This window comes from Phascolarctobacterium succinatutens CAG:287 (assembly GCF_000434895.1).
Taxonomy (GTDB): domain Bacteria; phylum Bacillota; class Negativicutes; order Acidaminococcales; family Acidaminococcaceae; genus Phascolarctobacterium_A; species Phascolarctobacterium_A succinatutens_A.
This window is the reverse complement of record NZ_FR892806.1, coordinates 39,025-50,876: the sequence shown is the minus strand read 5'-3', so window position 1 is coordinate 50,876 and position 11,852 is coordinate 39,025. Positions and strand designations below refer to the sequence as shown.

At 51.1% G+C, this 11,852-nt stretch carries 11 protein-coding genes and 1 riboswitch; all 11 genes read right to left on the bottom strand.

Annotated elements, in window-relative coordinates:
• On the bottom strand, positions 1 to 190 hold a 190-nt coding region (locus tag BN587_RS11440; protein ID WP_303684927.1), incomplete at its 3' end, for a CoA transferase.
• A gap of 42 nt (positions 191 to 232) precedes the next feature.
• Entirely contained in the window at positions 233 to 1,456 is a 1,224-nt protein-coding gene (locus tag BN587_RS07890; protein WP_021720588.1) for a class I SAM-dependent rRNA methyltransferase, read from the bottom strand.
• A 128-nt stretch (positions 1,457 to 1,584) separates the two neighbouring features.
• Positions 1,585 to 3,288: an AAA family ATPase gene (locus BN587_RS07885; RefSeq protein ID WP_021720587.1), complete on the bottom strand. Its 1,704-nt coding sequence runs from the start codon at positions 3,286 to 3,288 to the stop codon at positions 1,585 to 1,587.
• A 152-nt stretch (positions 3,289 to 3,440) separates the two neighbouring features.
• Positions 3,441 to 4,262, bottom strand: a complete 822-nt coding sequence (locus tag BN587_RS07880; RefSeq protein WP_009145042.1) for a MetQ/NlpA family ABC transporter substrate-binding protein — start codon at positions 4,260 to 4,262, stop codon at positions 3,441 to 3,443.
• A gap of 86 nt (positions 4,263 to 4,348) precedes the next feature.
• Positions 4,349 to 4,449, bottom strand: a riboswitch (SAM riboswitch).
• Between the two features lie 107 nt (positions 4,450 to 4,556).
• Positions 4,557 to 5,123, bottom strand: coding sequence for a Fe-S-containing hydro-lyase (locus BN587_RS07875; protein WP_021720586.1), 567 nt, complete (start codon positions 5,121 to 5,123; stop codon positions 4,557 to 4,559).
• Positions 5,124 to 5,138: 15 nt separating this feature from the next.
• A complete protein-coding gene (locus tag BN587_RS07870) occupies positions 5,139 to 5,984 on the bottom strand; it encodes a fumarate hydratase (RefSeq protein WP_009145044.1) in 846 nt (281 codons plus the stop codon).
• Positions 5,985 to 6,042: 58 nt separating this feature from the next.
• Positions 6,043 to 7,269 (bottom strand): NAD(P)-dependent malic enzyme, encoded by a 1,227-nt coding sequence (locus tag BN587_RS07865; protein WP_044484590.1) that lies wholly within the window; start codon positions 7,267 to 7,269, stop codon positions 6,043 to 6,045.
• 194 nt (positions 7,270 to 7,463) lie between these two features.
• On the bottom strand, positions 7,464 to 7,943 hold the full coding sequence (locus tag BN587_RS07860; protein ID WP_021720584.1) for a metallophosphoesterase: 480 nt from the start codon (positions 7,941 to 7,943) through the stop codon (positions 7,464 to 7,466).
• Entirely contained in the window at positions 7,940 to 8,533 is a 594-nt protein-coding gene (locus tag BN587_RS07855) for an XTP/dITP diphosphatase (protein WP_021720583.1), read from the bottom strand. The genes BN587_RS07860 and BN587_RS07855 overlap by 4 nt, the downstream gene beginning before the upstream one ends.
• Positions 8,534 to 8,596: 63 nt before the next feature.
• Entirely contained in the window at positions 8,597 to 9,922 is a 1,326-nt protein-coding gene (locus BN587_RS07850) for a histone deacetylase family protein (RefSeq protein WP_021720582.1), read from the bottom strand.
• Complete coding sequence (locus BN587_RS07845) at positions 9,922 to 11,571, bottom strand: hydantoinase/oxoprolinase family protein (protein WP_021720581.1); 1,650 nt, start codon at positions 11,569 to 11,571, stop codon at positions 9,922 to 9,924. The genes BN587_RS07850 and BN587_RS07845 overlap by 1 nt, the downstream gene beginning before the upstream one ends.
• Positions 11,572 to 11,852 lie beyond the last annotated feature (281 nt).

Sequence of the window (11,852 nt, the reverse complement as noted above, 5' to 3'; positions counted from 1 at the left end):
TGCGGTTCAGCTGCAGATGCCAGTAACCGAAATCCTTGAGGAACGGCGGAAAACTGCGGGCATAATCGCCCCGTTCCGGCTCTTCGATTTTGATAACCTCTGCGCCGAAATCGGCCAGCAGCATTGTACAATACGGTCCCGGCAGCAGCCGTGACAAATCAAGCACACGAATACCCTCTAAAGCCTGCACAATAACGCCCCCTTAACAGCAGCATATTTTTAGACTGAGTTTTTATACTACCTGGAAGATATAGAATTTGAGATAATTTGTTTCCGGCACCTGCCACAGAATCGGATGGTCCGGAGATTGCTGGCGCGCTTCAATCTGACGCAGAGAAACATTGGCGTCATGCGCAGCGTCCTGCAGCATCTTCACGAACAGCTCCTCCTTCATGAAGTGCGAGCAGGAGCAGGTTGCCAGATAACCGCCGCGCGGCAACAGCTTCATCGCCTTCAGGTTGATTTCCTTATAGCCGCGAATCGCATTCTTCACCGTGCTGCCGGATTTGGTGAACGCCGGCGGGTCCAGAATAATAAAGTCATATTCACGCGAATGCTTGTTGAACAAATCGCTCAGCAAATCAAAAACATTCGCCTGCAGGCCGTGCATAACATCGGAGCAATCGTTAATCGCTGCATTATGCTCCGCCATCTGCACTGCCTCCGCACTGATATCAACCGCGGTAACGCTCGCAGCGCCGCCCTTGGCAGCATTCAGCGCAAAGGAACCGGTGTGGGTAAAGCAGTCCAGCACATGCTTGCCCTTGGCAATCTTGGCAATCGCCTGACGGTTATATTTCTGGTCGAGGAAGAAGCCTGTCTTTTGGCCGTTTTCTACATCAACCGTATATTCGATGCCGTTTTCGACAATCTCGGTAGTCACAGCGCCGGGCTCGGGGCACAAATCGGTAGCAAACCAGTGCTTGCCCTCCTCCATGCCCTCCAGCAGGCGGATTCTTACGTCATTGCGCTCATACAGACCACGGATTTCCTGTCCCATCTCGCGCAGAATTTTAATCAGCAGCTCAAACAGCATCTGCTTGCGCATTTCAATACCCAGGGACAGGGTTTGCGTTACCAGCAAATCATTATAGCGGTCTACGGTCAGGCCGGGGAACATATCCGCTTCGCCGAAAATCAGACGGCAGCAGTTAAAATCACGCTCGCCCATAACCGTCAGGCGGTAATCCAGCGCATAGCGCAGGCGGCGCTCCCAAAAGGCTCCGTCAAACTTGTCGTTAGTATTGGTGGAAATAATGCGCACACGGATTTTGGAATGGTCGTTCACAAAACCGGTGCCCAAATATTTGCCCTTAGACGTTACCACATCCACCAAATCACCGTTGGCATACTCGCCTTCAATTTTAGTTACCTCTTCACCGAACACCCAGGGATGACCGCCGCGTGCAGCGCGCTCTCCCTTTGGGGTTACGAAAAATTTTGCATATTTACGCATATTCTACCTCACGATTTTTAGATTAGTTTTTCTTTAAGTATAGCATATTTTGCAGGCGGATGCGTCAAAAAAATAAAAAGCAGGCCCACGGCCTTACCATCAGGTAAAGCCACAAGCCTGCAAGCCGTCTAAAGCTTTTCTGCCACAACCCTGCACCTTTTCTTGCAGAAGGCTATACCATAAAGCAAAACTTTTTCTCTGCCATTGTTATGCAGATAATCTGCGTAGCGTTTTGCGCGAATCTGCGCCAACGCCTTCGCACAGTTCTTCTCCATAGCCGTCATCGTCTGCGCATACTTCAGCTCTACGATTACGCCATCATCCAAATCATCTGTTTCAACAATAATATCCGCAAAGCCCTCGCCCGCTTCCACATTAGAGCGCACCAGCCAGTCTTCCTTTCCTGCCAACAGCCCTACCAAAAGCATGTGATAGGAATTTTCTCTTTCCGCATACCTGCCCTTAGCATCAAAAACGCTGATGGAATTGCTGAGAGTCCTGTTCAAAAACAGCTCTACCGCCTCGCTGTCACCCATGGCGAAAGCCTGCCAAAAGCTCTGCAGCTGCTCAGTGTCGGCAAAAACCTTCTTTTTAAACCATTCCTGAATCTGCAGCTTGTACACCTCGCGAATCTCCTGATTAGGAATCACCAGCTTATACGCGCCATCCTCTGTCACGCCCTTCTGCGTAAGATAACCGGTGGTAAAAAGCACGCTCCAAAGATTATCTATGCTGCTGTCTATTTCATCATAGGTCAGTTCCAAGCGGATATGCTTTTCTATAGCCTCGCCTGCAACCAGACGCTCCAGCTCATCACGCGTCGATTTATCGGCCATCTCTATGAAGAGCTTCACCAAAGCATTGCCACTGGTATTTATCCAATAAGCCTGTGGTTTTGCCGACGGATTGCTGCGCAGCACATCAACATGGTTGATAACATCCCACGGACAATAAACATCAGCATCACCAAAGCGGTAGCCGTCATACCACGCCTTGGTTTCCTCAAGATGGTCTGTCAGATTATAAGCCGCCAAAAGCTGCTCCACCTCAGCATCCGTAAAACCAAACTGCTCATCAAAACGGTTATCGGTAATCGAAAGCACCTTAAAATTATTCAGGCCGGTAAAAATGCTTTCTTTAGAAACACGCAGGCAGCCTGTCAACACAGCAAACTGCAGAAACTCGTTAGTCTTTAAGGCCTGGCCGAGCATACCGCGGATAAGTGACACCATTTCCTTATAATAGCCATTCTGAAAGGCCTTATCCAAAGGCACATCGTACTCATCAAGCAGAATAATCGTTTTTTGTCCGTAATGCTTAGATAAAAGCTTCGATAAAAGCTGCAAGGCAGAAACAAGGACTTCATCTGCCAGCGCATAACGTCCCTCGCGCACCGCCGTCAGTCCGCAATATAAGCTTTGCTCATTTTCCGTCAGCTTATCGCTCTGCGCCAAAAAAGCAAAGCGCTCCGCTTCTCCGGCAATCAGCTCTGCCAAACGATACTGCGCATCGGCAAAGGTAAGTCCCTCTACATTCTTAAAGGAAAGAAAAATTACCGGATATTTTCCCTGATACTCCTCGCACAGCTTCTTATTTTTTGCAATCTGCAGGCCGTCAAACAACGAAGCATCTGCTCCTATCTCAAAGAAATAGCGCAGCATACTCATATTCAGCGTCTTGCCGAAGCGCCGAGGTCTTGTAAACAAATTAACCTTGCCCCAGCCGTCCAGCAGCTGTTCAATGAATTTTGTTTTATCAACATAATAAAAGCCCGCCTGACGAATTTCCGCAAAATCTTCTATTCCCACAGGCAGTTTTAAAGCTTCCGTCATATGCTAAGCTCCCCCTTTCCGCAGTAGTAAACCGTTCTACACGCATCCCGTCTTTGTTATAATTGTATCATTATTACACCTGCATCGGCAACAAAATTTTGCTATATAAAAAAGCTGTCGCACTTTGACATGCGACAGCAGTTTTGCTTTGCTTAGAACGCTGCAACAACAGCGCCTTTGTATTTTTCGTCAATGAACTTCTTAACCTCGGGAGAACGCAGAGCATTCATCAGCTTCTGGATTTCCGGACGGTTTTCGTCACCCTTGCGGACAGCTACGATGTTAGCATACGGAGATTCCTTAGGCTCGGTGAACAGAGAATCCTTCACCGGATTCAGCTTAGCTTCCATAGCGAAGTTGGAGTTGATAACGGACAAATCGGTATCATCCATGGAACGCGGCAGCAGAGCAGCTTCGATTTCCACAATCTTCAGCTTCTTGTCATTGCCAACGATATCGCCTACGGTAGCCTTAACGCCAACGCCATCCTTCAGCTTCAGCAGCTTAGCGCTTTGCAGCAGAGCCAGCGCACGGCCGCCGTTGGACGGGTCGTTAGGAATAGCGATTTTTGCGCCTTCGGGAATATCATTCAGGGATTTGATTTTCTTGGAATAAATACCCATCGGCTCGATATGCACCTTGCCTGCGGATACAAGATTCATCTTGCGCTCGGAAACGAAGGTATCCAGATAAGGCTCATGCTGGAAGAAGTTGGCATCCAGCTCCTTATCGTTCAAAGCCAGGTTCGGTTTAACATAATCGCTGAATTCGATAATCTGCAGGTCTACGCCCTCTTTAGCCAGGGTGCCTTTGATCTGGTTCAAGATTTCAGCGTGCGGTACAGCGGTAGCGCCAACCTTCAAGGTAACCTTTTTGTCGGCACCGTTGTCTGCCTTTTTGTCTCCGCCGCCGCAGCCTGCAGCAACAACTGCAAGGCTCACTAATGCCAGTAATGCAACTAATAATTTTTTCATCTTTTTTACATCCTTTCTTTATCCAACACGTCTTGCAAAACATCCGCCTAAGAAAAAAACTCCTTCTGAGGAAGGAGCCGGTCTTCCTCTCATCTTTCAAGATTACACTTGCAGGATGTAGCACCATAACCTTCGTCTGGTTGCCGGGCATCATCGGGCCTGTTCCCTCCGCCACTCTTGATAAGAGCGTGTTATTAAGATGTGAGTAATAATATATTATCCTAGTGTCTTTGTCAACATTAATCGCAAAAAAAATTAAGGGCAGAAAATCCTGCCCTTAATCTGTTAACAATGTTACTCTTTTTTATATTTGGCAATACCAACTTTATAGAAGTCATTACCCTCGCTGTCGATGCAGACGATAGCCGGGAAATCCTTAACCTCGTATCTGCGGATAGCCTCCGGTCCAAGGTCCTCGTAAGCAATCATGGTTTCGCTCTTGATGGATTGGGTGATAACAGCAGCAGCACCGCCGACAGCAACGAAATAAACAGCGCCATGCTTCGCGCAGGCATCAATAACCTCCTGGCTGCGCAGACCTTTGCCGATCATGCCGCGCATGCCCTGCTCAATCATAGTCGGAGTGTATTTGTCCATACGGCCGCTGGTGGTGGGGCCGGCACTGCCGACAACCTCGCCCGGTTTGGCAGGAGTAGGACCAACGTAATAAATAACATTATTGGTCAGGTCCAAAGGCAGCTTTTCGCCGCGCTCCAGCGCTTCATACAAACGCTTGTGAGCAGCGTCGCGTGCAGTGTAGATATAACCGCTGATGCGTACAACGTCGCCTGCATGCAGGTCTTTGACAGTTTCTTCGGTCAGCGGAGCATTAATATATTTGATTACAGCTTCTTCACTCATCTTCAGGCGCCTCCTTTAAATTTCTGCTTCAGCCTTGCGTGCCTGGTGGCAGTTCAGGTTTACAGCACAGGGCATACCGCCGATATGGGTATGGGTAAATTCAACATTTACAGCCAGAGCGGTAGTGCTGCCGCCCAAGCCGGAAGGACCTACACCGGTCTTGTTTACCAGCTCCAGCAGCTCGTCCTCCAGTGCCGCATAGCGCTCATCCTTGTTGTGTTCGCCTACGGTACGGGTCAGCGCGTATTTAGCCAGAATAGCGGCGCGCTCCATGTTGCCACCGATGCCTACGCCGACGGTAATCGGCGGGCAGGGGTTCGGGCCTGCAGCACGCACGGTATCAACAACAAATTTTTTGATGCCTTCAACACCGTCTGCCGGCTTCAGCATCTTCAAAGCGCCCATGTTTTCGCTGCCGCAGCCTTTGGGGCAAACGATAATTTTAACCTTTTCACCGGGAACAATCTTGGTGTGGATGATTGCCGGAGTATTATCACCGGAATTTTTACGATCAAATACCGGGTCGCCTACAGAGGATTTACGCAGATAGCCTTCAGTGTAGCCCTTTGCTACGCCTGCATGAATGGCAGTGTACAAATCGCCGTCAACGAAATGCACTTCCTGGCCGATTTCCAGAAATACAACGGTCAGACCGGTATCCTGACACAGAGGAACAGCTTTTTTCTTAGCCAGCTCGAAGTTCTCAATCAAGGTAGCAAGGATTTCCCTGCCCAAAGGAGATTCTTCTTCAACAGCGGCATTTCTGATCTTGTCCATCATCTCCTGCGGGAGATAGTAGCAGGAATCCATGCACAGCTTGGCAATAACATCAGTGACTTCACTAACCTTTATTTCTCTCATGTTTTCATCCTCCTAAGCTCACATCGTCATTGTGAGAATAATATTTGTATACTGCGGCTTAACGGCCGATGCGTTTAGCAGTATTGGCTCTTACAACCTCAGGATCTACAATTTTGCGTGCCAGGCCCTTTTCAATAGCAACCTTAGCTACAGCGGCAGCAACCGCAGGAGCAACACGCGGGTCAAAAGCGTCCGGTACTACATAGTCCTCACGCAGGTCTTTTTCGTCAATCAAATCTGCAATAGCATAAACAGCGGCAACCTTCATGTCCTCGGTAATAGCGCGTGCGCGTACATCAATAGCACCGCGGAATACGCCCGGGAATACGGTTACGTTGTTAACCTGGTTCGGTCTGTCGCTGCGGCCGGTGCCCGCAACTGCAACGCCTGCTTCCTTGGCAGCATCATAGCTGGTTTCCGGAACAGGGTTAGCCAGAGCAAAAACAATAGCCTTGTCAGCCATGCTCTGCATAATTTCTTTAGTGAATACGTTCGGAGCGGAAGCACCGATCATAACGTCCGCACCCTTGGCAACATCAGCAAGAGTACCCTGCTTATGCTCTTTATTGGTTACGGTAGCCAGATAGCTCTGGATGCGATCCAGCTTAGCGTCAATGCCTTCATACAGAGCGCCGAAGCGGTCAACCATGATTACGTTTTGTGCGCCCATGTTTACCAGTAGACGGCCGATAGCACTGCCGGCAGCACCGCAGCCGTTGACAACGAATTTAGCGGTAGCAATGTCTTTTTTAACAAAGCGCAGTGCGCCCAGTACAGCAGACAGGCATGCAATAGCGGTACCATGCTGGTCATCGTGGAATACAGGAATATCGCAGATTTCTTTCAGCTTATCTTCGATATCATAGCATTTGGGAGAGGAAATATCCTCCAGGTTAACACCTGCATAGTTAGGCTGCAGCAGCTTAACGGTGCGAATGAATTCGTCCGGATCCTTGGTATCGAGGCAAACAGGCACAGCGTCAACATCACCGAAGGTTTTGAACAGTGCAGCCTTGCCTTCCATTACCGGCATAGCAGCCTCGGGACCGATGTCGCCCAAGCCGAGTACACGGGTACCGTCGGTAATAATAGCAACCATGTTGCCGCGGCAGGTATATTCGAAGGAGAGGTTTTTGTCCTCTTTGATATCCTTACAGGGTTCAGCTACACCCGGGGTATAGGCAATAGCCAAATCATGGCGGGTTGCAATAGGCACCTTGCTTACTACAGCAATTTTGCCGTTATTATCCATATGTAATTTAAGAGCTTCTTCACGCAGAGTCATTGTCATCTTTTTTCCTCCCAAGATTTCCCGACGTAAGCTGTCTAAAAAATCATTAGCTCCGTCCGATAAATAGTATACACTTATTGTATATTAAACTACCCTGTTTTGCAAGATATTTTCCGTGTAAACTATATCATTTCGAGTAATTGTCAAAAGATTTTTGCTTACTGTGCAAAATTTTCTTAACCAAAGACTCACACCTTGAAGAATTCCACCTGCGGCGTCTGCCCCGCCTGCAGTGTAAGCACCGCAAAGCAAGGCTCCGAGCCGCCGCGGGGGCGGGACGGACTGCCGGGGTTCACCAGCAGCGTTTCCGCATAATACTCTGCCATCGGCACATGCGTATGACCGAATACCACAATATCCTGCCCCAGCTGCTTGGCCCAATAGCCCAAATCAGCCTGCACATTTCTTTCTATATATCTGTGTCCGTGCGTCAGCCAGATTTTATAGCCTTCTATTTCCAGGTACTCATCAAATTTACTGCCATCATCCAATAAATCGCAGTTGCCGCGCACACGCACTGTTTTGATGCCTGTCGCATCATGCAGGCGGTTGGCGTCGGCCGCATAATCGCCTGTATGCAGCCACAGCTCGATAGGCGGTGTCCGCTGCAGAATGCGGCGAATCGCTTGCGCGCTGCCATGCGTATCACCCGTAATGCCTATTCTCATTTCTTTTTGCTCCAGATAGCAACCAGCTTACGGATTGCCTTACCGCGATGGCTGATTTTGTTTTTCTCCTGCATGGTAGCCTCTGCCATACCCTTGTGCAGCTCGGTGGACCAGAACAGCGGGTCGTAGCCGAAGCCGTTTTCACCTAAAGGCTCATGCAGCAGCATACCGTCGCAGATGCCGTCTACCTCATTGAGCACCTTGCCGTCGGGCTGTGCTACGCACAGTGCACAGCGGAAGCGGCAGGTACGCTTAACCTGAAACTTCATGTTGTGCAGCAGCAGATTATTGTTATCCTCGTCGCTGGCCTTTTCGCCAGCATAGCGCGCACTGCGCACACCGGGAGCACCGTCCAGCGCCAGCACCTCCAGGCCGGAGTCATCGGCAATACAGGGCTTGCCCAGCTTCTTTGCATAATAGGTAGCCTTTTGGCGGGCATTGGCAGCAAAGGTACGGCCTGTTTCCGCCGGCGCTTCCACTGCGTCAAAATCTGCCAGATATTTGATATCAATCGGCAAATCCTTCATTAAAGTTTTAAACTCTTCCACCTTGCCCTGATTATGGGTAGCTACAACCAATTCATTAATCATTATTTAACCTCGATTCTCAGCTTAGGACGCATATTTATTTGCCGGCGTCCTAATGCTTATTATTTATAGATTTTCTACTGTACCTGTGGCAATATCCTGCACCAGCACATACTGCCAGCGGCCGCGCTTCTTTTCTGCCAGCGCTGCATCGTAGGCCTTTTGCCGGCAATGCGGACAGATTTCGCGCGTCAGGCAGGTAATGAAAGCGCTCTGGTCGCCAAAGCGCGTCCCTTCGGCCGCCGTCTGCAGGGTAAAATAACCGAGGCAGGCCTTGCGTTCGCAATAATGCACACTTTCCACCTGCTCCTCGCGGATACCCTCCTCATCGTAGTAGATATGCTTGCTGCGCTGCCAGGTATTGCCGCATTTCGCCAGCAATTCCTTGCTCGTGCGCTCACGGTTGAAGTACAAATCGCCTACCTCGGCAATAAGCTGGTCTACGCGTTTATTGCAGCGCTCATCCTGCGGTCGCAGTCCGCGCAGATCAGGCTCCACCACCTTGCTGTAATCCATGCCTGCCATCGCCAGAATAATACCGGTGTTGACATAGGGCAGGGCGCTTTCAATAGAATAACCGCCCTCCAGCACCGCAATATCCGCCTGCAGCTTATCCGCCAGACGCGCATAGCCCTGTGCCGTCACCTGCATAGACGCCAACGGGTCGCTGAAATGGTTATCCTGCCCGGCGCTGTTGATAATCAGCTCCGGCTGAAAGTCCTCCAGAATATGTGTTATTAAGCCGTCATACAGACGGTGCAGTCCTTCGTCGCCTGTTCCCGGCAGCAACGGCAGATTGATATTCGTGCCCCAAGCCGCAGGGCTGCCTGCTTCATTAGGAAAGCCTGTGCCCGGATACAAGGTGCGCCCGTCCTGATGGAAGGAGATATACAGCGTATCGGGATCATGGTAGAACACATCCTGCGAGCCGTCGCCATGATGCACGTCGGTATCCACAACAGCAATCCTGCGGATATTATACCTGCTACGTAAATATTCTACCATTATTGCTTCAATATTAATAGTACAAAAACCACGGATTCCGTGTACTACACGCATAGCGTGGTGTCCCGGCGGACGCACGAGAGCAAAGGCACGCTGCACCTCCCGCTGCATTACGGCATCGGCCGCCGCCAGGCAGCCTCCCGCAGAGGTCAGATGTGCCGGCGTAATCAGGCGTGCAATAGACGGCACGCCTACATGCGCGCGCTGCAAATCCTCGATTTCAGCAAGACGCGGGCGATATTCCTTAATCTCCTCGCAATCGAACAGTCCCTCCTCCTCCAGCTGGTCGCGCGTATATAATAAGCGCTCCTGCCGTTCGGGGTGACCGGGGCTGATCATCCAGTCAAACGCAGGGAAAAATACTAATCCCAAGGTATTCTTTGCCATCAGAAGCTCACCTCCCTGCCGCTAACCTTATAGAGAATTCCCGGCTTCAGCTGCATACGCAGGCTGTAAATATCGCCGGTTTCGTAATAGCCGTGTACTGTATGAAAATGCTCGTAGCTGATAAGCTCCGTTTCCTGGTCGGGCAGCTGCCACTGCGCCGTCTGCTCCCGCAGCCAGCTTGCGAGCAGCTCCTCTGCCGCCTGCTTGCTGAAGCGTCGCGGCAAGGCTTCGCGTTTTCCGCCCTCAGGAATAATATAATAGCCGTCGGTAGTATCCGCTCTGAGTCCTGCGCTCAGCGTCGGCCTTGCCACCGCTGCACCGATAGCATTCGCTACCATCGCTCCGGCAGGAATATCCACCGGCAGCGCCATAGATTCGCCCAGCGCCCTGATTAAGCCCGGTGCGCCGCCGCCCACGCCAATCAGCTGCTGCGGAATAAATTCCGTGCCCTTGATAACATCGTTAACCGTATATACGGGCTGCTTGGCCCATTCGTCCAGCATTTCCCGAATCGTTGTTTTAATCTGCTCAACAGCGGCAGCCACAATCTTGCGTGCTTCCGTCTGCGGCTCGCCGCCCAAAGCGGCAATCGCCGCCTGCGCCCGCTCTTCATCACCGAAATGCACATAACCCGCCGTAATCAGCGCATCGCTCAGCGTCGCTATGCTGCCGCCGACAGCGGCAGCGGGACCTTCGCGCTCGGGGCCGACAACATAACCGGTTTCCGTCTTATGCAGTCTGCTGTCACCGCCGATGCCGATGCTGCGCATATGAAAGGCGCGTACTGCCGTAGGATAACCGGCAACCGCCGCACCCTTGCGGGCCATCAGCGGCAGGCCGTTCTCCCAAAAGGCAATGTCGGTAGTAGTGCCGCCAACATCAAGCGAGATGCTGTTCACTTGGGGAGCAGCCAGTGCCTCTATGCCCAGTACGGAAGCAGCAGGACCGGTAAACACAGCCTCCACAGGCTGCTGCAAAGCTGCCTCCAGCGGCAGCGTACCGCCGTCCGCCTTCAGAATATGCACCGGAGCGCTGATACCGCGCTCTGCCAAAGCCCGTTCCACGCGCCTGCAGAAGCGGGTGAAAAGCTCATACACCTGCGCGGAAAAATAGGCCGAATTGCTGCGGCGCACAAAGTTCAGCTCACCGCTCAGCTCGCTGCCCAAGAACACCTTGCTGTAGCCGCATTTTTTCAGCTCATGCTCCGCCTGATATTCCAGCTGCGGGTTGCGCACGGAAAACTTGCCGCTCACAGCGCACACGCCGCTGCCCTTGCGCCGCAGCAGCTCCTGATGTCTGCTCCATTCGATATTAGCCGTAATCTTGCCGCGATGGTCCACATAACCCGACAAATAATACGGTGTCACCGGCAGATGTCCCTTGACGTTCATGCCCGGTCCGGCGATAATTGCCAAAAACGCCGGCGGCAGGCTGCCCTCGGTCAAAGCGTTGGTCACGATAGTGCTGGATATTACGACACGCTCCAGCTCCTGCGCCATTCCCGGCTGCAGCACCGCATCCAGCGCCGCCAGCACGCACTGCAGCACATCGTCATGCGTTGTCGCGCGCTTGGCCTGCGCCACCACCTCGCCCTGCCGCAGCACTACGGCATCCGTAAAGGTTCCGCCTACATCAATACCTAACAGCATTGCTTCATCCCTCCTTCGTTGAAACCAGAGTGTCAATGCGTATTCTTTTAATCTATGCTATATTTACTTTCACCAAGCTAATAACAGACAGTCTATATTAATTATATTATATCATGTTGCCAAACTCCGTGCGAAGAAAATTCCTTACTATAATTATATGCCAACACACCAGCAAGCGTTTGCGGGCAGAAAAAAAGACGTAAGCTCCGTTGCTTACGCCTTGTAATTATTTTTGGCATCCGGGTGGGGTAATCCTGCAGACATTTTATATTTCTGATAAT

Excerpts from the sequence above, each read along its gene's own strand:
- BN587_RS07890 (WP_021720588.1), bottom strand. The coding sequence starts at position 1,456 with ATGCGTAAATATGCAAAATTTTTCGTAACCCCAAAGGGAGAGCGCGCT.
- BN587_RS07885 (WP_021720587.1), bottom strand. The coding sequence starts at position 3,288 with ATGACGGAAGCTTTAAAACTGCCTGTGGGAATAGAAGATTTTGCGGAA.
- BN587_RS07880 (WP_009145042.1), bottom strand. The coding sequence starts at position 4,262 with ATGAAAAAATTATTAGTTGCATTACTGGCATTAGTGAGCCTTGCAGTT.
- BN587_RS07875 (WP_021720586.1), bottom strand. The coding sequence starts at position 5,123 with ATGAGTGAAGAAGCTGTAATCAAATATATTAATGCTCCGCTGACCGAA.
- BN587_RS07870 (WP_009145044.1), bottom strand. The coding sequence starts at position 5,984 with ATGAGAGAAATAAAGGTTAGTGAAGTCACTGATGTTATTGCCAAGCTG.
- BN587_RS07865 (WP_044484590.1), bottom strand. The coding sequence starts at position 7,269 with ATGACTCTGCGTGAAGAAGCTCTTAAATTACATATGGATAATAACGGC.
- BN587_RS07860 (WP_021720584.1), bottom strand. The coding sequence starts at position 7,943 with ATGAGAATAGGCATTACGGGTGATACGCATGGCAGCGCGCAAGCGATT.
- BN587_RS07855 (WP_021720583.1), bottom strand. The coding sequence starts at position 8,533 with ATGATTAATGAATTGGTTGTAGCTACCCATAATCAGGGCAAGGTGGAA.
- BN587_RS07850 (WP_021720582.1), bottom strand. The coding sequence starts at position 9,922 with ATGGCAAAGAATACCTTGGGATTAGTATTTTTCCCTGCGTTTGACTGG.
- BN587_RS07845 (WP_021720581.1), bottom strand. The coding sequence starts at position 11,571 with ATGCTGTTAGGTATTGATGTAGGCGGAACCTTTACGGATGCCGTAGTG.